Source organism: Cystobacter fuscus DSM 2262, from assembly GCF_000335475.2.
GTDB lineage: Bacteria > Myxococcota > Myxococcia > Myxococcales > Myxococcaceae > Cystobacter > Cystobacter fuscus.
The window spans coordinates 206498-232325 of record NZ_ANAH02000010.1; the positions used below are offsets into that span (position 1 = coordinate 206498).

Below are 25828 nucleotides of genomic sequence, written 5' to 3' on the forward strand. Positions count from 1 at the left end.
TCTCCAGTGGGCGTGATGGACATTGCCTGGCGGCCCCATTTTCTCCTGCCTGACTCCTTTCAGGCAGGGGCTTGACCACCGCCTGAAAGTGCGGGACTCGAAATCAGGAAGTGGTTTGTCAGGAGATGACTTCAGGCATCAACCCACCTGACGCGGGGAGTGGCTGGGCTGTTTCCCTTGAAATCCCGTCCGACGAGCCCAGGGAGTCTCAGGGGACCTGTACGGGATGGAGAAAAAAGGCAGAGGTCCCATCACCGAGCTGTCCGCCATAGTTATTGCCCCAGGCACGTCCGGTTCCATCTGTACGCAGTGCCAGCGAGTGCCCTGCACCTGCGTATAGATTGGACGTGCCCGTGAGATTGGACACCAGGACTGGAAAGAGTCGAGGGGTGGTGGTTCCATCGCCCAGTTGGCCGTAGTAGTTGGAGCCCCAGGCCCAGACGGTGCCGTCGGTGCGCAACGCCAGGGAGTGGGCGCCGCCCGCGCTCAGGGCCACCACGTCAGTCAGGCCTGGCACCTGAACCGGGGAGCCTCGAGGGGTGGTGGTGCCATCGCCCAGTTGGCTGGAGGAGTTGGAGCCCCAGGCCCAGACGGTGCCGTCGGTACGCAGCGCCAGGGAGTGGGAGTCGCCCGCGCTCAGGGCCACCACGTCTGTCAGGCCTGGCACCTGAACTGGCGTGAGTCGATGGGTGGTGGTGCCATCGCCGAGTTGGCCGTCGGAGTTGGAGCCCCAAGCCCAGACGGTGCCGTCGGTGTGCACCGCCAAGGAGTGGTAGTAGCCCGCGCTCAGGGCCACCACGTTTGTCAGGCCTAGCATCTGAACCGGGGATAGTCGAGGGGTGGTGGTGCCATCGCCCAGTTGGCCGTCGGAGTTGGAGCCCCAGGCCCAGACGGTGCCGTTGGTGCGCAACGCCAGGGTGTGGTTGCCGCCCGCACTCAGCGCCACCACGTCTGTCAGGTCTGGCACCTGAACCGGGGAGAGTCGATGGGTGGTGGTGCCATCGCCAAGTTGGCCGGAGTAGTTGACGCCCCAGGCCCGGACGGTGCCGTCGGTGCGCAGCGCCAGGGAGTGGGAGTCGCCCGCGCTCAGGGCCACCACGTCTGTCAGGTCTGGCACCTGAACTGGGGAGGGTCGAGGGATGGTGGTGCCATCGCCGAGTTGGCCTAAGGAGTTGTAGCCCCAGGCCCAGACGGTGCCGTCGGTGCGCAGCGCCAGGGAGTGGGAGTAGCCCGCGCTCAGTGCCACCACGTCTATCAGGCCGAACACAGGGATTGAAGGGGAACGCTGTGTGGGGATGCCATTTCCCAATTGGCCGTTGTAATTGTAGCCCCAGGCCCAGACGGTGCCGTCGGTGCGCAGCGCCAGGGAGTGGGAGTAGCCCGCGCTCAGGGCCACCACGTTTGTCAGGCCTGGCACCTGAACCGGGGAGAGCCGAGGGGTGGTGGTGCCATCACCCAGTTGGCCGTAGGAGTTGTAGCCCCAGGCCCAGACGGTGCCGTCGGTGCGCAGCGCCAGGGTGTAGGAGTCGTCCGCGCTCAGGGCCACCACGTTTGTCAGGCCTGATACCTGAACCGGGGAGAGTCGAGGGGTGGCGGTGCCATCGCCCAGTTGGCCGGAGAAGTTGGAGCCCCAGGCCCAGACGGTGCCGTCGGTGCGCACCGCCAGGGAGTGGTAACCGCCCGCGCTCAGGGCCACCACGTCAGTCAGGCCTGGCACCTGAACCGGGGAGAGTCGACGGGTGGCGGTGCCATCGCCCAGTTGGCCGGAGGCGTTGTCGCCCCATGCCCAGACGGTGCCGTCGGTGCGCAACGCCAGGGAGTGGTAGATGCCCGAACTCAGGGCCACCACGTCAGTCAGGCCTGGCACCTGAACCGGGGCGAGTCGAGGGGTGGTGGTGCCATCGCCCAGTTGGCCGTAGAAGTTGTAGCCCCAAGCCCAGACGGTGCCGTCGGTGCGCAGCGCCAGGGTGTAGGAGGAGCCTGCGCTCAGGGCCACCACGTCAGTCAGGCCTGGCACCTGAACCGAGGAGAGTCGAGGGGTGGTGGTGCCATCGCCCAGTTGGCCGGAGGAGTTGGAGCCCCAAGCCCAGACGGTGCCGTCGGTGCGCAGCGCCAGGCAGTGGTGGTTGCCCGCGCTCAGGGCCACCACGTCAGTCAGGCCTGGCACCTGAACCGGGGAGCCTCGAGGGGTGGTGGTGCCATCGCCCAGTTGGCCGGAGGAGTTGGAGCCCCAGGCCCAGACGGTGCCGTCGGTGTGCAGCGCCAGGGAGTGGGAGTAGCCTGCAGCCAATGCGACTGTCGAGTGCGCCAGCCGGGTGGCCCTACCCGCGGGCCGTGTGGCCAAGTTCAGGGCTGCTTCGTCATGGTCATCTGTCGCTGCACAGCCAATCTCCAGGACCGTACTTAGCACCACGGCCAGCCATGCCCACCTGAATGGATTTCGCATGGGATGGATTCTCGCCCAAAAGGGGCTTTGGGGCGATTGGCGCGAGATGGAAGGTTCACGAAGTGTCCTTCAGACGCTCCGTGGGCTCACACTTGATCACGTACGCCAAGCACCCGCAGGCAGTTCCAATGACACGTCGCCTTGGGTGTTGTCGATGTAGATGAGCCGAGAGAAGCTGCCGTTGGCCACGGCTTGCTTGTTGTCGTCGAAGAAGTCCACGGTCAGCATGTTGTGGCCGTTGTCCAGGGTATTGGTCTTGAGCAGCGCCGCCAGGTAGGGGCTGTACCAGCCGTCTCTCGGATTGCGGATGGGGAACAGGTTACCGACGACGGAAGTGGACGTGTTCATGAACCGCGGAATTGAAGCGAGCACGTCCCACTTCTCCTACCTGGCTCCTTTCAGGCGGGGGCTTGACCGCTGCCTGAAATGCGGAACTTGAGAGCAAGAAATGGCTTGTCGGGAGATGACTTCAGGCGTCAACCCACATGACACGGGGGAGAGGCTGGTCTCCTTTGAAAGCCCGTCCGACGAACCCAGGGAGTCTCAGGGGACCTGTACGGGATGGAGAAAAAGGGCAGAGGTCCCATCACCGAGTTGTCCGTAGTAGTTGTCGCCCCAGGCGCGTACGGTTCCATCTGTACGCAGTGCCAGCGAGTGCTCTGCACCTACGTATAGATTGGACGTGCCCGTGAGGTTGGACACCAGGACTGGAAAGAGCCCAGAGGTGTCGGTGCCATAGCCCAGTTGGCCGTAGTTGTTGGGGCCCCAGGCCCAGACGGTGCCGTCGGTGCGCAGCGCCAGGGAGTGGTAGCGGCCCGCGCTCAGGGCCACCACGTCTGTTAGGCTTGGCACCTGAACCGGGGAGCGTCGAAAGGTGGTGGTGCCATCGCCCAGTTGGCCGTAGGTGTTGGAGCCCCAGGCCCAGACGGTGCCGTCGGTGCGCAGCGCCAGGGAGTGGGAGTCGCCCGCGCTCAGTGCGACCACGTCTGTCAGGCCTGGCACCTGAACCGGCGTGAGTCGAGGGGTGGTGGTGCCATCGCCCAGTCGGCCGTCGTAGTTGTAGCCCCAGGCCCAGACGGTGCCGTCGGTGCGCACCGCCAGGGAGTGGTAGCAACCCGCGCTCAGAGCCACCACGTCTGCTAGGCTTGGCACCTGAACCGGGGCGCGTCGAAGGGTGGTGGTGGTGCCATCGCCCAGTTGGCCGTAGTAGTCGGAGCCCCAGGCCCAGACGGTGCCGTCGGTGCGCACCGCCAGGGAGTGGTGGTAGCCCGCGCTCAGGGCCACCACGTCTGTCAGGCCTGGCACTTGAACCGGCGTGCGTCGAGGGGTGGTGGTGCCATCGCCCAGTTGGCCGGCGAAGTTGTAGCCCCAGGCCCAGACGGTGCCGTCGGTGCGCAGCGCCAGGGAGTGGGAGTCGCCCGCGCTCAGCGCCACCACGTCTGTCAGGCCGAACACAGGGTTTGGAGAGGACCGCTGTGTGGGGATGCCATTTCCCAATTGTCCGAATTCGTTGGAGCCCCAGGCCCAGATGGTGCCGTCGGTGCGCAACGCTAGGGAGTGGGAGTAGCCCGCGCTCAGGGCCACCACGTCTGTCAGGCCTGTCCAGGCTGGCACCTGAACCGGGGAGAGTCGAGGGGTGGTGGTGCCATCGCCCAGTCGGCCGTCGTTGTTGTAGCCCCAAGCCCAGACGGTGCCGTCGGTGCGCAGCGCCAGGGCGTGGGCGGAGCCCGTGCTCAGGGCCACCACGTCTGTCAGGCCTGGCACCTGAACCGGAGAGAGTCGAGGGGTGTCGGTGCCATCGCCCAGTTGGCCGGAGTAGTTGTCGCCCCAGGCCCAGACGGTGCCGTCGGTGCGCAGCGCCAGGGAGTGGGAGTAGCCCGCGCTCAGGGCCACCACGTCTGTCAGGCCTGTCCAGCTTGGCACCTGAACCGGGGAGAGTCGAGGGGTGGTGGTGCCATCGCCCAGTTGGCTGTAGGAGTTGTCGCCCCAGGCCCAGATGGTGCCGTCGGTGCGCAGCGCCAGGGAGTGGGAGTAGCCCGCGCTCAGGGCCACCACGTCTGTCAAGCCTGGCACCTGAACCGGCGTGCGTCGATGGGTGGTGGTGCCATCGCCCAGTCGGCCGTCGTTGTTGTAGCCCCAGGCCCAGACGGTGCCGTCGGTGCGCAACGCCAGGGAGTGGGAGTCACCCGCGCTCAGGGCCACCACGTTTGTCAGGCCTGTCACCTGAACCGGGGAGAGTCGACGAGTGAGGGTGCCATCGCCAAGTTTGCCGTAGGAGTTGTCGCCCCAGGCCCAGACAGTGCCGTCGGTGTGCAGCGCCAGGGAGTGGGTGTAGCCCGCGGCCAATGCGACCGTCGAGGCCTCTAGCCGGGTGGCCGCACCCGAGGCACGTGTGGCCAAGGTCAGAACTGCTTCGTCAGGGTCATCCGTCGCCGCACAGCCAATCTCCAGGACCGCACTCAGCACCACGGCCAGCCATGCCCACCTGAATGGAGTTCGCATGGGGTGGATTCTCGCCCAAAAGGGGCTTTTGGGCGGTTGCCGCTCCATCACGCGGTTCGGGCATCAACACCCCACCTTGATGGAATGGGCTCGTGAGGCCGGGGGCAGGCTGCTTCACGCCCGGGCGCGCGTGATGAGCACCACGGAGCCGAGGATGGCGCCCATGGCCACGAGGCCGCCCAGGCTCAAGGACTCGCCCGCGAGCGCGACACCCAGGAGCACCGCCACCATCGGGTTGACGTACGCGTAGCTCATGGCGAGCGCCGGCCGCGTGTGGCGCAGCAGGTAGCCGTACGCGCTGAAGGCCACGAGCGAGCCGAAGATGATGAGGTAGCCGAGGCTGAGCAGCGCCTTCGCGGACGGCACGGCCGTGAGGTGTTCGCCCCGGAGGAGGCTGACCAGCAGGAAGAAGACGCCGCCGGTGAGCATCTGCGTGGCGCTGGCCATGAGCCCCCCGGCGAGCGGCAGCCGGCGTGAAATCACCGAGCCCAGGGCCCAGCTCATCGGGCCCACACACAAGGCCAGCGTGGCCCAGGTGTTGCCGCGCAGTTCACTGCCCATGTTGAGCACGATGAGGCCGCAGAAGCCGATGGCCAGTCCCCAGCGCTCGGCGCGCCCGGGCCACTGGCCCTGCAGCCCACTGAAGAGCGCCGCCCACAGCGGCACGCTGCCCACCACGAGCGCCACCACTCCCGAGGACACCGACTGCTGCGAGAACACCACGGCGCCATTGCCCAAGAGCAACAGCAGCACGCCCAGCACCGCGCCCCCCGCCCACTGCCGGGCCGTGGGGTTCGCCGCGCCGCGCAACCGCAGCGCCGTGTAGAGAATCAGCCCCGCCGTCAGGAAGCGCACCGAAGCCATCAGGAAGGGCGGCAGGCCTCCCTGGAGCGCCCAGTGCACCGCCAGATACGTCGAGCCCCAGATGACGTAGAGCGCGAAGAGGCAGAAGACGAGCATCGCGCGGCTGCCCTCCGCCAGGGGCGCGGCGGCGGGCATGCTCGAGGAGGGAGTCGTGGGCGAGGACAGGGAGGCCAAGGCGCGCTGCTTCTAACGTGCCTCCCGCCACCCCGCGATGTGTGCCCCCGGAGTACTCCGCCTCCGGTCCCTCCACCCCACGCCGCTCTCCTGCCCGCTCACGGCTCGACCTCGGCGCGCTTGTGACGGTGACAAGCGGGGAGAAGGGGATTGAACCGTTCTCGCCGCCTTTTTAAACTTTCAGTGCACTCTCGGTGGGCCGTGCCGAGCAGGGGCTCCACCAGCGTCACCGCACCGTCACCAGGGAATGTGATCAAGATGTCTGAGGAGCTGGGCGATCGCGAGAAGGAAGTCCTCCGTGCCGTCGTGCAGGAATACATCACGACGGGCGGGCCCGTGGGCAGCCAACACCTCGCGCGCAAGCCCGAGTTCGACGTGTCCTCGGCCACGCTGCGCAACGTGCTGGCGGACCTGGAGGAGCTCGGCTTCCTCGAGAAGCCCCACACCTCGGCCGGCCGGGTTCCCACGGATCGCGGCTACCGCTTCTACGTGGACACCCTGGTGCGCCTGAAGGATCCCGGTCCGCGCGATCGCGAGCTCATCCACGCGGGGCTCACCCACGAGGTCGGCATGGAGGAGCTGCTGTCGGAGGCCTCGCGCCTGCTTCACGCGCTCACCCGGCACGCGGGCGTCGTCGTCACCCCGCGCCCGGACGCCGCCGTGTTCCACCGCATCGAGTTCGTGCGCCTGCGCGAGGATCGCGTCCTCGCCATCCTCGTGGGGCAGAACGGCCAGGTGCAGAACAAGCTCCTCACGGTGGACTTCCCCGTCACCTCGGACGAGCTGCTCAAGGCGAGCAACTACCTGTCCGAGCTCCTGCACGAGGTGACGCTGGAGGAGGCACGCGAGCGCATCCGCTCCGAGCTGGATCACGAGCAGGCGCTCTACAACGCGCTCACGTCCAAGGCGCTCAAGCTAGGCGCGGCGGCCACGGACCTCCAGACGGGCGAGCGCGTGCTCATCGAGGGCACGGGCTCGTTCCTGGAGCAGCCCGAGTTCGCCGACGTCGAGCGCATGCGCGCGCTCTTCAAGGCGCTCGGGGAGAAGCACAAGCTGCTGTCGCTGCTCGACAGGGTGCAGCGCGCGCGCGAGATGCAGATCTTCATCGGCACCGAGAGCGACTTCTCCTCGGCGGGCGATGTGTCCGTCATCGCGAGCCCCTACGGCAGCCGCGAGCAGGTGCTGGGCACGGTGGGCGTCATCGGGCCCACGCGGATGAACTACCAGCGCATCATCCCCCTGGTGAACTTCACCGCGCAGGCGCTCTCGCTGGCGCTCGACAAGGCGTAGGCCCCCCGGGCGGCTTCAGCCGCCCCCAGGCTTCTTCAGTGGGGCTCGGCCGGTTGCGCGGGCGCGAAGACGCGCAGCGCCGAGGGCATGAGCTCGAAGCGCACGGGCGTCTGGCCAATCATCTCCCCATCCGCGTTGACGTCCTGCGGGGGCGTGGCCTCCACGAAGATGCGCGGCCCGCTCACCGCCTTGACGGCGGGGTGGGCCAGGTGCTCGCCCCGGCGCACGGTGAGGGCCACGCGCGCCAGCGTGGACATGTCCTGCATGTGTCCGAGCCCCGTGCCCTCGCGGCCCGCCTCGGACGAGGGCGCCGAGATGACGTAGGCGTCCAGCAGGTGATCATCGAGCGTGGCGTCGGGCGTCACCATGTTGCCCGCGCCGTGGTAGCGGCCATTGCCCACCACGAGCTGGAGCACGTTCTGCTCCAGCTCCTCCGTGTCCGTCACCACGCGGACGCGGAAGGGCTGGTGCTCCCAGAGCTCGGCGGCGGCGGCCACCGGGTAGGCGAGCTTGCCCACGCGGCGCTTGAGCTCGGGGGTGAGCCGCTTGGCGATGGCCGAGGCCAGGCCGAGGCTCACCGCGTTGAGGAAGGGGTGGCCGTTGGCGAGCCCCACGTCCACGCGCGCGGTGTAGCCCGCGGCGATGACGTCGCAGGCGGCCTCCAGCGTGGGCTCGATGCCGAGCGAGCGCGCGAAGTCGTTGCCCGTGCCCAGCGGCAGCACGCCGAGCGTCACGTCCTGGCCGAGCAGGGGCTTGATGGCACAGTTGAGTGTCCCATCTCCGCCGCCCACGAGGATGCGCCGCACGCCGCCCGCCACGGCCTCGCGCAGCAACTGTTCCATCTCCTCGTGGTCCTGGACCTCGTGGCTGGCCGTCAGGCGGATGCCCCGGGCCTCGAGCGCGGCGAGCGTGGCCGACAAGGCCTCTCCGCCCATGCGCGAGTTGGGATTGAGCAGCAGGATCGCGGGCCCTTCATCGAGGGACACGCGCTCGGGGCTCGCGCTGAGCGCGGCATCTGGATGGGTCTCGCTGTTCATGACCATCCAAGCTGTGCATGGGACCGCGGTCCAGCTAGCCGACACCGGGGAATCCAGCCGGTGTGCAGTCCTCCACTCGCAGGCACACCAACCGGGAGGAGCGCGCCACCCGCACGCTCCTCCTCCCGCACTCAGCGCGACTCGTCGTCCTTGGAGGACAGGGACTCGGCCGTCCACGGCCACGTGTTGGACGAGGACTCGTAGCGGGCCAGCAGCTCCGCGGGATCCTTGTAGATGTCACGGCAGCCCGCCGTGCGCAGGTCGTCCTCGGGGAAGCCGCCGCAGCGCAGCCCCACGCTGGCCAGTCCCAGCTTGCCCGCGGCCAGCGCGTCGAAGGGCGTGTCGCCAATCACCACCACGCTGTGCGGATCCGGCCGGCCCAGCCGCTCCATCGCCACGTCGAAGATGTCCGGATTGGGCTTGGACTTGGACACGTCGCTCTTGGACGTCTCGCCGTGCGTGAGCCCCTCGATGCGGCACAGGCGCACGTAGCGCTCCAGCTCGTCCTCGTTGGCGCTCGAGGCGAGCACCAGCTTCAGCCCGTCCTGGCGCAGCCGCTGGAACAGCTCGCGCACCTGCGGGAAGGGACGCAGCTTGGGCATGAACTCGCGCTTGAAGAGCGCGGAGCGGTAGTCGCTCAGCTCCTGGCCGAACTTCTCCAGCTCGTCCTCGGTGAAGAAGACGGGCAGCAGTTGATCCGCGCCCTTGCCAATCTGACTGCGCACGTGAGCGAAGGGCACGTCCCGGCCGAACTCGAGGAAGGCACGTCGCCAAGCCTCGGCGTGCTCGTCCACGGAATCCACCAACGTGCCGTCCACATCGAAGATGACGTTCTGCACCAGCGCCATACCGTCGCACTCCTTCCGGGAGAAGGTGGGGATGGCCCTGAAGGGGTTCAACCCGGAATAATTCGCTACGGGCCCCCCTGGGGTGTGAGTGTCTTGGAGCCGACATCGTAACCCCCTGGAGCGGTGATCGCGAAGGTCTCCGCGGGCAGCACGGGGTTGAGCTCCACACGGGTGAGGACGGTCTGTGCCACCTGCTGTGCGCCTGCCCACTGAGTCAGCCGCCGGGGGACACACAACTCCAGGCCCGGCTCGCACTGCTCCTCCTCCACCCGGAGCTCCGAGAGCGCCTCGCCGCTGCGCATGCGCTTGCCGAGGAAGTCCAGGGCGGGCCAGCGCAGCACGTACGTCACCTCCACGTCACTGCCCGCGGGCTTCACCGTCAGCTCCACGGCCTCGGGGCCTCGCGGGTGCGGGGCGCGGCGGGCCGTCACGCCCTGGCCCGGCAACAACGGCGCGCGGAAGCCCTCGGGGACGAAGGGGGAGAAGAGCTGGGTGAGCACGCCCATGCGCTGCTCGGGCGTGAGCGTGTCCTCGTAGGTGAAGAAGCGGCGCGCCCCGTCATCGCGCTCCATCAGGCGCTCACCGTCCCAGGCGAAGGTGCGCGAGGCGGGCGCCCCGAGCGTGCCCAGCATCTTGAGCGGGGCGCGGTAGGCGAACTGGAAGTCCATCGTCTGGGCCCCCTCGGTCGCCGTGCCCGCGAGCACGTAGCTGGTGAGCTTGCCGTCGCGCGCGGCCAGGCGTTGCCGCACGCCCGACAGCAGGGCGGACGGGTCTTCTCCCCGGCGGCAGCCGGTGAGCACGAGCAGGACGAGGAAGAGGAAGCGAGCGGGCATGTGTGTGGGCCCAAACAGAAGAAGGCCCCACTGTCGCCAGCGGGGCCTTCGTCGAACCCTCCGTGGAAGACGGAGAGAGGGGAACTACTTCACCGCCACGCCGGTGGCCTGGGAATACGGGAAGGCGAGGATGGTGCCGGTGAGGGCGAAGATGCCGTGACGCGGCGTGGTGCTGGCGTCGAGCAGCTGCACCTTGTTGCCGCCCATGGCCTTGGCCTCGCTGACCAGCAGCCGGTTCACCACCGTGTCCAGGTCGCTCTGCACCAGGTCGATGACGTGGAAGATGGCGGTCAGGCCGAGGGCGGAGCCCTGGATGACGGCGATGGGCTCGCCACCGGTGGCCGCCACTTCATTGCCGGAAACCACCGCGGTCTCCACGCTGGTGCACGCCACGAGACCGCTCGCCAGAACCGCCGCAACAATCGCCTTCTTCATCGTGTGTTTCCTCCGAAACGCTCAGGCTCAGAGCCCCCGTCGAATGAAGCAAGCCCTCGACGAGTTGCTCGGCCTTCGAGTGGCGTGGGGGTCGTAGCAAAGGCCGCTTTCAAGTCAAGCAATGGATGGGCGTATTGAAATGCCGGGAACGGGTTGCTACCCCGTGACTCCCCATGGAGCGCGTCACCGTCCGTCCCGTCACCCACCGTCTCTGGCTCCACCTGCTGCTCTTCGTGCTCACGGTGGGGACGACGTCCTTCACCTTCGACCGGGCCTTTCCCAGCGGACCCCTGCCGGACGCCGAGCGGCTCGCGCACGCGCTCACCTTCAGCGCCGCGCTGCTGTCCATCCTCGGCGCGCACGAGATGGGGCACTACGTGCTGGCGCGCCTGCACGGGGTGGACGTGTCCCTGCCCTACTTCATCCCGCTGCCCTATCTGGGCGTGGGCACGCTGGGCGCCGTCATCCGCATCCGCGCTCCCATCCCCACCCGCAACGCGCTGGTGGACATCGGGGCGGCCGGGCCGCTCGCCGGACTGGCCGTGGCGCTCCCCCTGCTCGTCTGGGGCCTGGCCCACTCCGAATGGATCGACGCCCCCCCGGTGACCGATACCGCCTTCCCCGGCTCCACCTCGCTGTGGAGCCTGGGGCGGCTGGCCGTGCAATGGGCCGGGGAGCAGCTCTCGCTCCTGCCCGCGCCACCCGAGGAGCCCTTCTTCGGCCACCAGGCCATCATCTTCAGTGACAGCCTGCTCATGCGCGGCCTCAAGGCGCTGGTGCTCGGGCCCCTGCCGCCCGGCCGGGACATCCAGGAGCACCCGGTGGTCATCGCCGGCTGGTTCGGCCTGCTGGTGACGGTGCTCAACCTCATGCCCGTGGGCCAGTTCGACGGCGGACACATGGCCTACGCCCTCTGGGGCCCTCGCGCCCGGTGGGTGGGCAAGGCCATGGCGCTGGTGCTTCTTTTCCTCACCCTCTTCTACACCGTCACCTGGGCGGTCTGGCTCCTGGTCGCCACCAAGCTGGTGGGCTTTGGTCATCCCGAGCTCACCCACCCCGCCGAGCCTTTGAGCTTCGGGAGAAAGCTGGTGTGCGCGCTATGCTTCCTCGCCCTGGCGGGGTGTGCCATGCCCGTGCCTATCCGGATGGTGATCTGGTGAAGTACTTCTGTGAGGCGTGTGAGCGGCTCGTTCCCCCGGCGGCGTTCCGGGTGGAAGACGGTCTGCTCGTGCTCAAGTGCTCGCGCTGCAAGGTGGAGATGCGCGGCGCCATCGAGCAGGACGAGGGCCCTGCCCCGGCACCGGCCGCCAGGAAGTCGGACAAGTCGGACGGGGGCGGGCCCATCATCGCGCTCGGGCAGGACGAGGCCGAGCCGGATCCCATCGAGAACGAGCCCACCCGGCGCATGGCGGTGCCCGCGGAGCTGCTGCAGGCCATCGAGGAGGAGGCCCGGGAGAACCGCCGCAAGAAGGAGAAGGGCTCCGCCAAGGACAAGAAGGACAAGGAGCCCACGCAGGACAAGGCGGCCGAGTCCGTGAAGCCGCCCGAGCCCGTGAAGGTGGCCGAGTTCGTCAAGGCCCCCCCGAAGACGTCCGAGTCCGGGGCCGCCAAGGACAAGCCCTCCCGTCCGTCGTTGTCCGACGCGCCCGGGGCGAACCTGACGGTGCTGCGCTTGTCGGACGTGCAGTCGCCGCGCACGCGCACGCCGTCCGAGTCTCCCTCCGCGCCCCCGTCCGAGCCGCCGCCCGCGGCGGCTCCGCCCCCGGCACAGGGCGCGCGCGCCTCGAGCACCTCGCTGCGCGTGGTGCGCGACACCGGCTCCATGCCCTCGGTGGGCGCGGGCTCCTCGGTGTCGGAGGACGCCTTCATGCCCCCGGCGGGCTTCTGTCCCAAGTGCATCGGGCCGCGCAAGGAGGGCTCGGTGGTGTGTCCCTTCTGCGGACTGGACTTCACGCGCTTCCGGCAGGACGACTTCCGCCCCTCGCCCGTGGTGTCCTCCACGTGGTTGGGCGTGCTGGAGCTGTGGGACAGCAAGAGCGCTCATGACAAGGTGCTCGCGCTGGCGTCGGAGCGCGGGGAACTGCCGGCGCTCGGCCGGCTCTACCGTGTTCGCCTGGCGCGCCAGCCCGAGGACGCCATGGCGCTGCGCGGGCGCGAGGAGGTGCTGCGGCTGGCCTCGGCCGGCTCGATGCTCCTGGCCACGCCGCCGCCCGACAAGGGCACGAAGTTCCGCATGGCCGCGCTGGGTGTCTTCCTCTTCATGCTGCTCATCCTGCTGGTGGCCATGGGCGTGCGCGTGTGGAAGCTCACCTTCGGGGCTCCGTAAACCCGGTGCGCGACGCCCACGCCATCGATCTGTCGTGGCTGGTGCGCCTGCGCTGGGGCGCCATCATCGGCCAGGTGGCGCTCGTGCTGGGGGTGCACTTCGGCCTGGGCCTGCCCCAGCGGCTCGTGCCCCTGTTCGCCACCATCGCCGTGGCGGTGGCGAGCAACACGGCCCTGGCCCTGTGGGAGCGGCGGCGCGAGCGCGCTCCCCCCGAGGTGGTGCCCGCGGCGGTGATGGCCCTGGACGTGGTGCTGCTCACGGTGCTGCTGGCGCTCAGCGGCGGGGCCTTCAACCCCTTCAGCGCGATGTACATCGTGCACATCGCGCTCTCGGCGGTGGTGCTGCGCGCCAGGTGGACGTGGGCGCTCACCGCCCTGGCCATCATCTGCTTCGGCGTGCTCTTCGTGGACACGCCCCATCACCACATCCACGACATGCGCATGCACCTGCAGGGCATGTGGGCGGCGTTCGCGCTGGCCGCGGCCTTCATCGTCTACTTCGTGCGGCGGGTGACGGGGGCCCTGTCGGCGCGCGAGGCGGAGCTGGTGGCGGCGCGCGCGGCCTCGGCGCGTCGCGACAAGCTCACCGCCCTGGCCACGCTCGCGGCGGGCGCCGCGCATGAGCTGTCCACGCCCCTGTCCACCATCGCCGTGGTGGCGCGCGAGCTGGAGCGCCACCTGCCCCGCTCCGCCGAGACGGCCGGCTCGCTCGAGGACGTCCAGCTCATCCGCTCCCAGGTGGCCCGCTGCCGCGACATCCTCGCGCAGATGGCCGCCGACGCGGGCGCCAGCCAGGGCGAGGCGCTGGGCTCGCGCGCGCCCGCGTCCCTGGTGGAGGAGGCCCTCGGTGGGCTGCCCGGCAGCGAGCGGGTGCGCGTGGAGATGGAGGAGCGCGCCCGGCACGAGCGTGCGCTCGTCCCCGCGCAGACCTTCGTCCGGGCGTTGCGCGGCGTGGTGAAGAACGCCCTGCAGGCCTCGCCGCCGGAGGCGCCCGTGCACCTGCGCCTGTCGTCCGGGCCGGACACGTGGCGGCTGTCGGTGGAGGACTCGGGCGCGGGCATGCCGCCCGAGGTGCTCGCGCGCGCCGGGGAGCCCTTCTTCACCACCAAGGCGCCCGGTGAGGGCATGGGGCTCGGGCTCTTCCTCACGCGCGCCATGCTGGATGGGCTGGGCGGGCAGCTCTCGCTCCAGTCCACCCCGGGCCAGGGCACGCGCGTGGTGCTGACCTGGCCCGTGGCCGGGGTGCGACAATCCGCCGCGTTGTCTCCGGGGTCCTCCTCGACACAAGTGGCTCCATGACGAGCCCCAATCCCTCTCTGTCTTCCGCTCCCACGTTGTTGCTCGTGGACGACGAGGCGGTGTTCCGTGAACGCCTGGCCCGCGCCTTTCGCGAGCGCGGCTTCGAGGTGGGCACCGCCGGCTCCTACGAGGAGGCGCTCGCCCTGGCCACGCGCGAGTCGCCCGAGGTGGCGGTGGTGGACCTGCGCATGCCCGGCCGCGGCGGCCTGGAGCTCGTGCGCGCCCTGCACGCGCTGGACGGCTCCACCCGCATCATCGTCCTCACCGGCTACGGCAGCATCGCCACCGCGGTGGAGGCGGTGAAGCTCGGCGCGTTCAACTACCTGCCCAAGCCCGCGGACGTGGATGATCTGCTGCTGGCCTTCTCGCGCGGCCCGGGCGAGGCCGCCCACGTGACGGAGGACTTCCAGCCTCCCTCGCTCGCTCGTGCCGAGTGGGAGCACATCCAGCGCGTGCTCTCCGACTGTGGGGGCAACATCTCCGAGGCGGCGCGGCGGCTGGGCCTGCACCGGCGCTCGCTGCAACGCAAGTTGCAGAAATACCCGCCCGCCCAATAGGCACAGGTGCATGGAGAGCGACGAACACGAGCTGGAGCATCAGGCCGTCGAGCGGATGTTCCCGGGCGGAGGCCAGATGGGCGCCCGGATGCGCGCCACGGACTGGGCCTCGACGCCGCTCGGTCCCGTGCTCGCCTGGCCGCGTGAGCTGCGCGCCTGCGTGGGCATGGTGCTCGCCAACCACTTCCCCATGAACCTGCTGTGGGGGCCGGAGCTCGTCCAGCTCTACAACGACGCCTACCTCCCCCTCATGGGCGACAAGCACCCGGCCTACCTGGGCCGCCCCTGTCGCGAGGCGTGGCCGGAAGTCTGGCCCCAGCTCGAGCCCCGCCTGAGGCAGGTGCTCGACTCGGGCGTGTCCACCACCCGGGCGAAGCTGCTGCTCTTCCTGCATCGCCACGGCTTCACCGAGGAGTGCTACTTCACGGATTCCTATGCCCCTGTCTGGGGGCAGGGCGAGCAGGTGGCGGGGGTGCTCGTCACCGTGGTGGAGGACACCCAGATGCTGCTCGCCGAGCGGCGACTGCTCGCGCTCAGGGATCTGGCCACCGAGACCACCGGGGTGGGCACGTCGCGCGAGGCCTGCGAGCGCATCGCGGACGTGCTGCGGTTCCACTCCGCCGATGTGCCCTTCGCGCTGCTGTACCTGTGCGAGGGCCACGAGCGGCGCGCCCGTCTGGCGCTCGCCGTGGGTCTGGAGGCGGGGGGCGCGGCCAGTCCGAAGGAGATCATCCTCGACGCCTCCGTCCCGAGCCCCTGGCCCCTGGCCGCCGCGCGGTCCGAGGCCCTGCTGCGCGTGGACCTGCGCGCCCGGGCGGAGCGCCTGCCGGGTGGCCCCTGGCCGGAGTCGCCGCGCGAGGCGCTCGTCCTGTCCCTGGGCATGGGGGAGTCGTCCTCGCCGTTCGGCTTCCTGGTGCTGGGCACCTCGCCCCGTGCACGACTGGATGGGCCCTACCAGGACTTCCTGCGGATGTTGGCGGGGCAGGTGTCCGTGCTCCTCTCGAGCGTGCGCGCGCGCGAGCGGGCCGAGAAGGAGCAGCGCGAGGCCCATCAGCGCATCGCCGACATCCTCGAGACGATGGGGGACGTCTTCCTCGCCGTGGACAAGGACTGGCGGCTCACCCGCGTGAATTCCATGCTCGAGCGGATGGCCGGCAAACCCCGCGGGGAGCTGGTGGGCCACGTCCTCTGGGAGCTGTGGCCGAATCTGCGCCTGCCCACCCGCGACTACTGGGCCGAGTACCACCGGTGCATGCACGAGCGCGTGCCGGTGCGCTTCCTGGATCACCAGGAGAATCTGGATGTCTGGCTGGAGGCCCGGGCCCACCCCACGCCCGACGGCGGCATGGCCGTCTTCCTGCGCGACGTGGGAGATCAGAAGCGCACCGAGGTCGAGCTCGACCGCATCTTCACCCTCTCGAGGGAGCTGCTGTGCGTGTCGGGCCTCGACGGCTACCTCAAGCGCGTCAATCCCGCGTGGGAGCGCACCCTGGGCTGGAGCGAGGCGGAGCTGTTGTCCACGCCCCTCGAGCGGCTCGTCCATCCCGAGGACCTGGCGGCCCATGCCGCGAACGTGGAGCGGCTGCGCCAGGGCGAGGAGGTGACCCAGTCGGACCTCCGCATGCGGCACCGCGACGGCACCTGGCGCTGGTTGTCGTGGAGCATCACCCCCGAGTCGCGCCTGGGCTTGTTGTTCTCGGTGGCCCGGGACGTGACGGAGGCCAAGCGCCTCGCCGCCGACGAGAAGGGCCGCGCCGACTTCGAGCAGCAGCTCATCGGCATCGTCAGCCATGACCTGCGCAACCCCCTGAGCGCCATCGCCCTGGGCGCGCAGGCGCTCTTGCGGCGCGAGACCCTGGACGCGCACGCCACCCGCACCGCCGTGCGCATCCTCTCCGCGGCCGAGCGTGGCACCCGGATGGTGAGGGATCTGCTCGACTTCACCCAGGCCCGGCTCGGGGGCGGCCTGCCCATCCGGCCCGAGCCCATGGACCTGCACCTGCTCACCCGGCAGGTGCTGGACGAGATGCAGATGAGCTTTCCGGAGCGCGACTTCCAACTGCTCCAGCAGGGAGACGCGCGGGGCGAGTGGGACGGCGACCGGATGGTGCAACTGCTCACCAACCTCCTGACGAACGCGGCGAAGTACAGCCCGGCCGGCACGCCCATCCTCGTCTCGATGCGCGGAGAGCCCCTGGGGGTGGAACTGGAGGTCCACAATGGTGGGGATCCCATCGCGCCCGAGGTGCTCAATCGCCTCTTCCAGCCCATGCAGCGCGGGGGGGATTCGGGCGCCACGGTCTCGCGCAGCGTGGGCCTGGGGCTCTACATCGTGAAGCACATCGTGGACGTCCACGGCGGCCACATCGACGTGTCGTCCACCGAGGCCGACGGCACCGCCTTCCACGTCCGCTTGCCGCGCCGGCCGCCCTCCTTCTCCGAGCGCGGGTAGGGCCTGCTGACTCAGGCCTTGGCCAGCTCGGCCTCGATGGCCTGGGTCAGCGTGGGGTCATCCGGGCTGGTGTCCGGAGAGAAGCGCGCCACCACGTCGCCCTGGCGGTTGATGAGGAACTTCTCGAAGTTCCAGAGGATGTCGTTGCTCTTCTGCTGCTTCACGCCGTGCTTCTCCAGCCGGGCGCGCATGGCGCTGTTGGCGGGGAAGCGCGCCTCGGGGAGCGTCTCCGTCAGGTGCTGGTAGAGCGGGTGCTGGCCCTCGCCCTTGACGACGATCTTCGAGAACATGGGGAAGTCGATCCCGAACCTGGAGCGGCAGAACTCCTGGATCTCCGTGTTGGTGCCCGGCTCCTGGGCGCCGAACTCATTGGCGGGAAAGCCCATCACCACCAGCCCCCGGGCCTGGTAGTCCTTGTAGAGCTTCTCCAGGCCCTCGTACTGGGGCGTCAGGCCGCACTGCGAGGCCACGTTGACCACCAGGAGCACCTTGCCCTGGAAGGCGGCCAGCGAGGTCTCGGTTCCGTCGATGCGCTTGAGCGGCAGGTTCGCGATCTTCTCGTTCATGGAGGTTCTTCCCTTGGGTGAGAGGGTGCTTCCGACTGGGGATGCCACTTACGCGGGAGGACGGCGGCCCTGGATGATGCGGAGGAACGAGCGGCCACGCAGCTCCTCCAACGTCAGGCCCGTGGCGCGCGCTTCCTCCTCGGTGACGGCGCCGCAGGCCAGGCCGCGCAGGAAGGAGTTGAGCAGCCCCTGTCCCGTGGCCGCGTCGTCGAACACCTCGCCGAGCCGCGTGGCCCGGGCCGCCTGCTCCACGAAGGACTTGAGCCGGCGCGAGGCCACGTCCAGTCCCTCCAGGAAGAAGGCGTACACGGCCGCGTAGCGCACCGGGAGCTGGGCCGGGTGCAAGTCCCACCCCTGGTAGAAGCCGCGCTCCAGCGCGTGGCGCGTGTTGGTGTACATGTGCCGCCACGCGCGGTGCACCACCTGGCGGTTGTCCTCGCGCTGGGCCTCGGTGAGCGGGTGTGCTCCCGGCTTGTGGGGTGCCACCGGCAGCACGTTCGTCGGGCCATCCGCGAGCGCCACGTCACTGCCCGCGAGCGACACCTGCATCACGTTCCGGGCGAAGTCGCATGCCGGGTGCAGCAGGTCCTGCTGGGCCGCGGTGATGTGGAGCGAGGCCGTGTAGTCATACGGCCCGAGGTGCGCCGCCACACAGCGCCCATGTGCCGCTTCCACGAGCGCGGGCAGCGCGAGGCGTCCGTCCGGCGTGAAGAGCGCCCGGGGCGTCTCCACCATCAACTCCAGCTTCAGCGCCTTGGGCTCCAGGCCATAGTCCGTCTCCAACAGCTCCAGCATGCGCACGAGCGCCGTCACCTCCTGGGGGAGGGAGACCTTGGGCAGGGTGACGACGAACCCCGGCGGGAGCCGTCCCCCCGTGCGCTCCAGGAGCGTGCCGATGAAGAGCCCGAGCGTGCGCGCGCTCCGGTCGAAGAGCTCCTCGGTCAGCGCCTTGACGCGGATGCCAATGAAGGGCGGCAGGGTGCCGTCCGCGAGGCCCCGGGCCACCTCGGTGGCGGCGGTGGTGGCATGGCCATCCTCCTCCTCGTCCGGGCGGTGGCCATAGCCGTCCTCGAAGTCGATGCGGAAGTCCTCCACCGGCTCGCGCTCGAGCTTGGTGAGCACGCGCGCGTGGACCCGTTCGGCCAGGGCCTCGTGCAGACCGAGACACGCGGCGAGCGCGTGGCCATCCGGCGCGTACTCGCGCAGCGCGTTCACGGCCGTGCGTCCCATCTTCTGGGCCGTCTGCGCGGTGAAGAGGTGGGCGCCGCCGTACATGGTGTGCACGGGCTGCCGGCGAGGGGCGGCTTCCGGGTGGTGGCGCTCGTACGACAGGTGGGCGTGGGCCAGCGCCGCGCGGGTGATGGCGAGTCGCTCGGAGGAAAGGGGAGAGCTCATGGCGAGAGGTCAGCTCCCCCGGTAGGTGGAATAGCCGAAGGGGCTGAGGAGCAGGGGGACGTGGTAGTGCTCCTCGGGTGCGGTGAGTTCGAACACCACGGAGACATACGGATAGAAGCCGCGCAGGGCGTGGGCGTGGAAGTACTCGCCGGTGTGGAACGTCATCCGGTAGACGCCGGGCTCCAGCCGGGTGCCGGTGGGCAGGAAGTCGCGCACGCGGCCATCGGCGTTGGTGGTGCCCCGGGTCAGCTCGCGCCAGCCCTCGGCGGACTGGAACTCCAGGGTGATGGGGACGCCCGCCGCCGGGCGGCCCGACTGCGTGTCGAGGACGTGGGTGGACAGGGTGCTCATGGGGACGAGAGAAGCTTCTCCAAGCGGATGCGGGTGATTTTTCCCTGCTCCCCGGCCGCGACCCGCAGCTCCTGGTCCGGCGGGTTGTTCATGCGCTCGCGCAACAGGCCGAGCATCTCCCCGGCGCTCTTGCCCGTGGCGCACACGAGGAAGATGAAGCCGAAGCGCGCCTCGTACTCGCGGTTGCCGTCGGCGAGCGCTTGAATCACGTCCTCGCCCGCGCCCCGCATGCCCTGCTGCTCCTGCTCGCTCCAGGCGCCGGTGGCCTTGAACTTCTCGCGCAGCCGCGACACGTCGCCGATGCGCGGGTGGTGCGTCATCGCCTCGCGCCAGTCCTCGGGCCCCGTCTGGGCCCAGAGCGCCTCGGCGCGCTCGTACAGGGCCGCCTCGCTCGGGAAGGGCCGCGCCTGGGTGAGCGCCGCGGCCCAGCGCGTCGAGCCGCAGCAGCGCGAGAACTCCGCCCGGGCCTCTTCGGCGGACAGCCCGTTGAGCCACGCGAGCCGGCTCACGCCGCCCGTCCGTGCACCCGGAGCCGGCTGATGCCTCCGTCCGGGAAGATGTTGAGCCGCACGTGGGTGAAGGGGCCCTTCTCGCGCAGCTCCTGCTCGTAGAAGTGGCGGTGGCTCGCCTGGAGCTTGGTGCGCGGGAGGATCTCCTGCCAGGTGATGTCCCGGGCGTTGGCGAAGTCGAGGAGGTCTTCCTTGAGGAAGCAGCCCTCCAGCGAGCAGGTGTCGGGGAAGTTGCCCTTGAAGTGGTTGGTGTCCACCTCCACGCGCTGCACGGTGCCGGCGGTGGCGAGCTTCACGACGATCCAGTCGAAGCCCGGCACGCGCTTGCGGCGCGTCTCCCAGCCATCACCCATGGTGGGCGCGCGGCCGGGGAGGATGAGGTTGTCCTTGGGGCCGAAGAAGGAGTCGTTGCAGGTGACGACGATGCCGCCGTTCTCCGCCGCGGCCAGGTCCACCAGCTCGCTGGAGCGCAGCTTCTCCAGGTCCGGCCGCACCACGCCGTGCACGCGGAAGCGCGCCACGCCGCCATCCGGGAAGATGTTCAGGCGCAGGTGCGTCCAGCGCGCCTCGCTCGCCACGGGGAGGTAGTTCTGCGTGCCGCCCACCAGCTTCGTCCTCGGGACGATGGGCGTCCACGCGGCGGCCACGAGCGACTCGACCGTGGCCTCGCCGCGCACCTCGAGCGCGTCCACCGAGGCGTACTCGGGGAAGTTGCCGACGAAGTGGTTGGTGTCGACGTTGACGCCGCGGATGGTGCCGGGCAGGCCGAGCTGGAGGATGCAGAAGTCATGGCCCGGCACGCGCTTGCGGCGCGTCTCCCAGCCGTCCATCCACTTGCCGAACTCGGTGTACTTGTCGGGGATGAAGACGCCGCGCCCCGGCTTGAGCAGGTTCTCCTTGGGGGCGAAGAACTCGTCGTTGGCGTAGAGGGCGCGGCCGCCGACCTTCTCGGCGGCCAGATCGATGAGCTCGGCGAAGGCGACTCGCACCTTGCCTTCCTCGGGTGTCTGCATGGTGGGCTTCTCCTCGAAGGGCTTACCTGAGGGCTACCTTATTCCACGCGCCGCGCCGTGGAAGGGCGGCGAATCCATCGGCCCGTGGGAGAGGGCGGCGGCTCGCCCCGAGTGTGGACCTTCTGACCTCGCACCCAGGTGTGCTCCACCACGCCCACCAGCGCGCGGCCCGCGTAGGGGGTGAGCTTGTGGCGGTGCAGCACGCCCGAGGCGTCGGGGGTGAAGGAAGCCTCGGGGTCGAAGACGAGCAGATCCGCGTCCGCGCCCGGCGTGAGCGAGCCCTTCACGCCCGTGAGGCCGGTGAGCCGGGCGGGCGCGTGGCACATCCAGCGCACGAGCTGCTCGAGTCCCTGGCCGCGCTCGCGCATGCCGGTCCACACGGCGGGCAGGCTGAACTGGAGCGACGCGATGCCGCCCCAGGCGCGGCCGAAGTCGCCGTGCTCCAGGTGCTTGAGGGCGGGGGTGCAGGGCGAGTGGTCGGACACCACCATGTCGATGTCGCCGCGCGCGAGGCCCGCCCACAGCTTCTCGCGGTTCTCCGACTCGCGGATGGGGGGCGCGCACTTGAACCAGGTGGCGCCATCGGGGATGTGCTCCGCGTCGAAGGTGAGGTAGTGCGGACACGTCTCCACGGTGAAGGGCAGGCCCTCCTTCTTGGCGGAGGCGATCTCCCCGAGCGCGTCCGAGGAGGACAGGTGCACGATGTGCACGGGGCCGCGGTGCTTGCGGCACAGCTCCACCATCATGTGGATGGCGTCGTCCTCCCACTTGCGTGGGCGCGAGGCGAGGTAGCTCTGGTAGGTGCGCGTGTCGCCCTCGGGAGGCTTCTCCGAGGCCGTCAGCTCCGCGTGGACGATGAGGGGCACGCCCCGGCGCGCGAGGATGGGCATGGCGTGCTCCAGGTCCTCGCGCGTCACGTGGGGGAACTCGTCCACGCCGGACTGGATGAGGAAGCATTTGAAGCCGGCGACGCCCGCGTCGATCATCGCGTCCAGCTCGCCCGAGTTGCCGGGGATGACGCCGCCCCAGAAGCCGTAGTCGATGGCGCAGTGGCGCTCGGCGGCGGCGGCCTTCTGGGCGAGCGCCTCGCGCGAGGTGGTGGCGGGGATGGAGTTGAGCGGCATGTCCACCACGGTGGTGATGCCGCCGGCGGCCGCGGCGCGCGTGGCCGTCTCGAAACCTTCCCACTCGGTGCGTCCGGGCTCGTTGATGTGGGCGTGGCTGTCCACCACGCCGGGCATGACGACCTTCTGCCCCACGTCCGTCACCGGCAGCCCCGCGGGCACGTCCTTGGGTCCGATGAGGGCGGCCACCTTGCCGTCGCGCACCACCACCGCGGCCGGGCGCACGCCCGTGTCCGTGACGACGCGCTCGCCGCGCAAAACCCAGTCCTGGCTCATGGCTCGAACTCCTTCAGGTCGAACTTCATCAACGAGTCGAAGTAGGCGTCCTTGTCCTCGAGGTACAGCTGCCGGGTGATGCCGGCGACGAGCCGGGGCAGGCTGTACTTCATGCCGGAGATGCTCGCGCCGCCGAAGCCGAGCGAGAGCAGACAGCCGAAGGTGTAGTTGAAGACCGAGCCGAGGTAGGGGGCGCGGCCGGGCACCTTCTCCTGGAACTCGAAGCCGGGGCCCAGGTAGGGGTGGCGGGCGAGATCCGTGTGGGCCTCCTCGGGAGGCGGGGTGTAGCGGTCCTTCCACAGGGCGATGTCGCCCACGAGGTGGGCCAGCTCCGGGCGCAAGGACAGGTCCGTCACCGTGCCGCTGCCGACGATGAGCTTGTCGAAGGTGAAGGTGGCGTGGGGCGTGGTGACCTGGGCGCGGCCCTCCACGGCCTGGACGTCCTGCCAGGGACTCTCCGGGTGGAGGAAGAAGTGGGGGAGGGCGCGGGCGCGTTGGTAGGTGTCGTGCGGGGGGAGCTGCCCCATCTCGAGGATGCGGCGGATGAAGCGCCAGCGATCCGCGTCCGGCAGGTCGCCGTGGTGCTTGAGGAAGCCGACGAACTCGGCCCAGCGGTAGGCGTTGACGGTGGGCAGCGTCTTGCGGCGGTAGAAGAGGTGCACCTCGGCGGCGCCGCGCTCCAGGGCGACGGAGGCGTTGTCGAAGGCCGAGGCGCCCGCGCCGAGCACGCCGATGCGCTTGCCGCGCAGGGCCTCGAAGTCGATGTCGTCGCGGGTGTGGACCCAGAGTTCGCGGGGCAGGCGGGCCACGTTGGCGGGTGTCTCCCAGCGGCCCGAGCCGTCGATGCCGGTGGCGAGCACCACCTTGCGCGCGAGGAGTATTTCCTCGGGGGCGTCCTGGGGCGCCTGCTTGTCGGTGGAGCGGACGGGGACGGCGAAGCAGCGCTCCTCGGGGAGCCAGGACAGGGCGCCGACGCGGGTGTGGCTGCGCACGGGGATGGAGAGGACGTGGCGGTACCAGTGGAGGTAGTCGGCCCACAGCTCCTTGGGGACGAAGCCCACGGCTTTCCAGGCGTCCTCGCCGAACTGGGCCTCGTACCAGGTCTGGAAGCAGAGGTTGGGGAGGTTGAGGTCGGGGCCGGTGAGGTGTTTGGGGGTGCGCAGTGTGTGCATGCGCGCGAACGTCTTCCAGGGGCCGGAGAGGCCGGGGGCGGAGTCGTCCACGACGAGGAGGTTGTTGACCTTCTCACGCATGAGGCCGAAGGCGGCGGCGAGGCCGCTCTGTCCGCCGCCGATGATGAGCACGTCGAGGATGGGGCGGCCGTCGCTCGCCTGGCGGGAGAGCACCCAGGGGCGTTTGGGGTACTCGAGGCGCTCCAGGTCCCGACGGATCGAGGCTTCGAGGGTGGACAGACCAGACGCGGACTTCGCGGCGGGGGACGGGAGGCTCATGGGGGAGTCAAATCACGCTCCGCGCCTCGGGCCAATGGCATGGGGGGGCAGTGTGGGCTGCTGGTCAGCGGACGCGGGGTGCCTGCCTCCTCGGCCCCCAGGAAGGGCCGGCTCAGGAGTCTTCGCTGGAGGGTTCGGGTTCCGGACGTTCGATGAGGCCGGCCCGGTCGAGCAGTTGGCGCACGCGGGCGGTGAAGGCCACGTGCTCGGGGTTGTCCGCCGTCATGGGCTCGGGGGAGAGGACGAGGAGCCAGCCGAGGGTGCCCACCGGCTCGATGCGCACGGGGGCGGGCAGCGGGGGAAGCGTGCCCAGGCGGCGTGACAGGTAGGTCAGCCAGCCCACGCGGACCTCGGGTTGCCGTTTCTCGACGAGGCGTACCATCTCGGTTGAGCTGGCCATGGCGAAGTCGGGGTCCCACGCGGTGGCCATGGCGGTAAGCACATCAGTGAGTACTGGCACGCGCAGAAGCCGATCCCTTATTGCGCCTTTACTGGGTGGGCTTAGCAGGCAAATGTTGGGGCCGCCCCATGGCGAATATTTTCCACAAGAAAGGTGGAGGTCGGTGGCCTCCTCCTTGGCATTCCACATGATTCGGCTGAACCCCAGATCCTCGATGACCTTCTTGCCGACGTCCGTTCGATTCCTGCTCTGGAGAAGGAGTTTCTCCAACTCCTTCATCTCCGGGTGGACAGGATGGCCCGGCAGCTCACGGGGGAATCCCCGGCCCGCACGGTACCATTGTGCGAACGACGGTTCACACCGCGCCAGCATGTGGAAGAAGAGTTCCGCGCGTCGGGCACACTCCAGCGCTGTCTCCTTTCTCGGACCCCAGTACGCTCCGACGTAGTAGCTCTCGTCCATTTTTGCCTCCTATCGCATGGGTGGCGTATGGCGGACGGTCGTGTTGTTCCATCCGCGCTTTTCAAATTCCTTACGGAGGAACTGCGCGACATTGGCGTCGGCGACATGCCAAGTCAGTGGCAGCCCTTTCTGTTGAGCCCGCCTTTTCTGTCTCTCTGCCTGGTTCATCATCTCGTCGAATTTTCCGGAATTCTTGTACCAGGACTTGGGTGTGCCATCCGGATTGAAGAACGAGCAATAGCCGGGACCCTTGGCCTCAAGTAGTTCCTTGCTGTTGAAGCCGTCGAACTCCAGCTCTTCAATCATGTACACGTACCATGCTGGCCGTCCCGTGATCTGTTCCTGATACTCAAGGGCCCGCCTGGACTCGGTCGTGGGCTTCTTGTACGCCCATTTGCCGGGACCCTTCGCTGCAGTCGGCTGGGAGGACTTGCCCTTCTTGCCGCCCGCGCCTCCGATGGGTCCCTGTCCCCTCCCCGCCATGTGGAGGAGGGAGAGGTCGCCCAGCGCCATGCCCCCGGTGGTGCTCGCGGTGCTTGTCGCCACGGCCGCTTTGCCCAGCACCAGCTCGCCCCTGGCGGTGAGCGACAGCACTGGCAGCTCCGCACCCAGTCCGCCCATGCGCCCCACCGTGGCCTCCGCTCCCCCGAGCAGCATGAGCACGTGCGTGGACAGCCGAGCCGCCTCGCGGATCTGGTCCTCCCGGGACATGGCCCCGTAGCGCGCGAAGTACTCCGGCGAGGAGGCGATGAGGCTCGCCACCGTGGTGGGCAGTTGGGCCAGGTCCTCCACCGTGCGGACGGGATGGAGGAGGGAATGGGCCATCGCCACCACCATCTCCCCAGGGCGACCTGGGCCCCATCGAGCGCGGCGTTGAGCCAGTCCTTGCCCAGGCCCAGCTCGGCCAGGGGTGGGACGTCCACGCGCCGCAGGGCGTCATTCACCGGGTAGAAGACGCCGCCGCGCGAGAAGTAGAAGTCACCCACCGCGAGGCGCCCCACCCGCCACTCGCCCTCCACGAGTTGGAGCTGACCCAGGCGCTGCAGGGGCGTGCCGGTGAGCGCGGTCGCCAGGTAGCCATCGGGTCGCACCATCACCAGCAACCAGAAGCGCTCGGCACGCCACTTCAAGTCGGCGTACTCCACGCGCTCGCCGCCCGCGAGCACCTCACCCAGCAGCCAGCACAGCACCCGGCGCGGGGCGAAGCTCCGGTACGTCA

At 69.4% G+C, this 25828-nt stretch carries 22 protein-coding genes and 1 pseudogene; 6 read left to right on the forward strand and 17 right to left on the reverse strand.

Features of this window, described 5'->3' with window-relative positions:
• Positions 1 to 208 precede the first annotated feature (208 nt).
• The 4 genes and pseudogenes from D187_RS19235 to yedA form a co-directional block, all read right to left on the reverse strand.
• Positions 209 to 2326: pseudogene (locus tag D187_RS19235) on the reverse strand (RCC1 domain-containing protein); the annotation flags it as partial.
• Positions 2327 to 2542: 216 nt separating this feature from the next.
• Positions 2543 to 2818: a hypothetical protein gene (locus D187_RS19240; RefSeq protein ID WP_002622067.1), complete on the reverse strand. Its 276-nt coding sequence runs from the start codon at positions 2816 to 2818 to the stop codon at positions 2543 to 2545.
• 171 nt (positions 2819 to 2989) lie between these two features.
• Positions 2990 to 4846, reverse strand: a complete 1857-nt coding sequence (locus D187_RS19245) for an RCC1 domain-containing protein (protein WP_076606187.1) — start codon at positions 4844 to 4846, stop codon at positions 2990 to 2992.
• 216 nt (positions 4847 to 5062) lie between these two features.
• Entirely contained in the window at positions 5063 to 5986 is a 924-nt protein-coding gene (gene yedA / locus D187_RS19250; RefSeq protein WP_002632098.1) for a drug/metabolite exporter YedA, read from the reverse strand.
• Positions 5987 to 6244: 258 nt separating this feature from the next.
• Between yedA and hrcA the strand changes: the two genes are divergently transcribed.
• A complete protein-coding gene (gene hrcA / locus D187_RS19255) occupies positions 6245 to 7276 on the forward strand; it encodes a heat-inducible transcriptional repressor HrcA (protein WP_002632099.1) in 1032 nt (343 codons plus the stop codon).
• A 35-nt stretch (positions 7277 to 7311) separates the two neighbouring features.
• Here the strand turns inward: hrcA and D187_RS19260 are convergent, their stop codons facing one another.
• From D187_RS19260 to D187_RS19275, 4 genes are all read right to left on the reverse strand, one after another.
• Complete coding sequence (locus D187_RS19260; RefSeq protein WP_002632100.1) at positions 7312 to 8313, reverse strand: lipid kinase; 1002 nt, start codon at positions 8311 to 8313, stop codon at positions 7312 to 7314.
• Positions 8314 to 8444: 131 nt separating this feature from the next.
• The gene (locus D187_RS19265; RefSeq protein WP_043430726.1) at positions 8445 to 9155 is read right to left on the reverse strand and encodes an HAD family hydrolase; all 711 of its coding nucleotides are present in this window, start codon (positions 9153 to 9155) and stop codon (positions 8445 to 8447) included.
• A 71-nt stretch (positions 9156 to 9226) separates the two neighbouring features.
• On the reverse strand, positions 9227 to 9994 hold the full coding sequence (locus D187_RS19270; RefSeq protein WP_002632102.1) for a hypothetical protein: 768 nt from the start codon (positions 9992 to 9994) through the stop codon (positions 9227 to 9229).
• An 84-nt stretch (positions 9995 to 10078) separates the two neighbouring features.
• Positions 10079 to 10429: a hypothetical protein gene (locus tag D187_RS19275; RefSeq protein ID WP_002632103.1), complete on the reverse strand. Its 351-nt coding sequence runs from the start codon at positions 10427 to 10429 to the stop codon at positions 10079 to 10081.
• A gap of 173 nt (positions 10430 to 10602) precedes the next feature.
• Between D187_RS19275 and D187_RS19280 the strand changes: the two genes are divergently transcribed.
• Genes D187_RS19280 through D187_RS50095 form a run of 5 tightly spaced genes read left to right on the forward strand, consistent with a single transcriptional unit; the run spans position 10603 to position 17062 of the window.
• Positions 10603 to 11589: a site-2 protease family protein gene (locus D187_RS19280; protein ID WP_002632104.1), complete on the forward strand. Its 987-nt coding sequence runs from the start codon at positions 10603 to 10605 to the stop codon at positions 11587 to 11589.
• A complete protein-coding gene (locus tag D187_RS50090; protein ID WP_155893445.1) occupies positions 11529 to 12755 on the forward strand; it encodes a hypothetical protein in 1227 nt (408 codons plus the stop codon). The genes D187_RS19280 and D187_RS50090 overlap by 61 nt, the downstream gene beginning before the upstream one ends.
• 5 nt (positions 12756 to 12760) lie before the next feature.
• Complete coding sequence (locus D187_RS19290; RefSeq protein WP_002632106.1) at positions 12761 to 14053, forward strand: ATP-binding protein; 1293 nt, start codon at positions 12761 to 12763, stop codon at positions 14051 to 14053.
• A complete protein-coding gene (locus tag D187_RS19295) occupies positions 14050 to 14610 on the forward strand; it encodes a response regulator transcription factor (protein ID WP_002632108.1) in 561 nt (186 codons plus the stop codon). Before D187_RS19290 ends, D187_RS19295 begins: the two co-directional genes overlap by 4 nt.
• A gap of 10 nt (positions 14611 to 14620) precedes the next feature.
• Complete coding sequence (locus tag D187_RS50095) at positions 14621 to 17062, forward strand: sensor histidine kinase (protein ID WP_002632109.1); 2442 nt, start codon at positions 14621 to 14623, stop codon at positions 17060 to 17062.
• Positions 17063 to 17073: 11 nt separating this feature from the next.
• On the opposite strand, the gene D187_RS19305 is transcribed toward D187_RS50095, so the two are convergent.
• From D187_RS19305 to D187_RS57915, 9 genes are all read right to left on the reverse strand, one after another.
• On the reverse strand, positions 17074 to 17628 hold the full coding sequence (locus D187_RS19305; protein WP_002632110.1) for a glutathione peroxidase: 555 nt from the start codon (positions 17626 to 17628) through the stop codon (positions 17074 to 17076).
• A 48-nt stretch (positions 17629 to 17676) separates the two neighbouring features.
• Positions 17677 to 19023 carry a DUF6986 family protein gene (locus D187_RS19310; protein ID WP_002632111.1) on the reverse strand — a complete coding sequence of 449 codons (1347 nt, stop codon included), beginning with the start codon at positions 19021 to 19023 and terminating at the stop codon, positions 17677 to 17679.
• 9 nt (positions 19024 to 19032) lie between these two features.
• Positions 19033 to 19374: a hydroxyisourate hydrolase gene (uraH, locus tag D187_RS19315; RefSeq protein ID WP_002632112.1), complete on the reverse strand. Its 342-nt coding sequence runs from the start codon at positions 19372 to 19374 to the stop codon at positions 19033 to 19035.
• Positions 19371 to 19883: a 2-oxo-4-hydroxy-4-carboxy-5-ureidoimidazoline decarboxylase gene (gene uraD, locus D187_RS19320; protein ID WP_002632113.1), complete on the reverse strand. Its 513-nt coding sequence runs from the start codon at positions 19881 to 19883 to the stop codon at positions 19371 to 19373. The genes uraH and uraD overlap by 4 nt, the downstream gene beginning before the upstream one ends.
• The gene (gene alc / locus D187_RS19325; RefSeq protein WP_002632114.1) at positions 19880 to 20896 is read right to left on the reverse strand and encodes an allantoicase; all 1017 of its coding nucleotides are present in this window, start codon (positions 20894 to 20896) and stop codon (positions 19880 to 19882) included. The genes uraD and alc overlap by 4 nt, the downstream gene beginning before the upstream one ends.
• A 38-nt stretch (positions 20897 to 20934) precedes the next feature.
• Positions 20935 to 22296, reverse strand: coding sequence for an allantoinase AllB (gene allB / locus D187_RS19330; protein ID WP_002632115.1), 1362 nt, complete (start codon positions 22294 to 22296; stop codon positions 20935 to 20937).
• The gene (locus tag D187_RS19335; RefSeq protein ID WP_002632116.1) at positions 22293 to 23747 is read right to left on the reverse strand and encodes an FAD/NAD(P)-binding protein; all 1455 of its coding nucleotides are present in this window, start codon (positions 23745 to 23747) and stop codon (positions 22293 to 22295) included. Before D187_RS19335 ends, allB begins: the two co-directional genes overlap by 4 nt.
• A gap of 112 nt (positions 23748 to 23859) precedes the next feature.
• Complete coding sequence (locus tag D187_RS52450) at positions 23860 to 24609, reverse strand: Imm52 family immunity protein (protein ID WP_043430589.1); 750 nt, start codon at positions 24607 to 24609, stop codon at positions 23860 to 23862.
• Positions 24610 to 24618: 9 nt separating this feature from the next.
• Complete coding sequence (locus D187_RS57915) at positions 24619 to 25434, reverse strand: Tox-REase-5 domain-containing protein (RefSeq protein WP_245591761.1); 816 nt, start codon at positions 25432 to 25434, stop codon at positions 24619 to 24621.
• Positions 25435 to 25828: the final 394 nt, after the last annotated feature.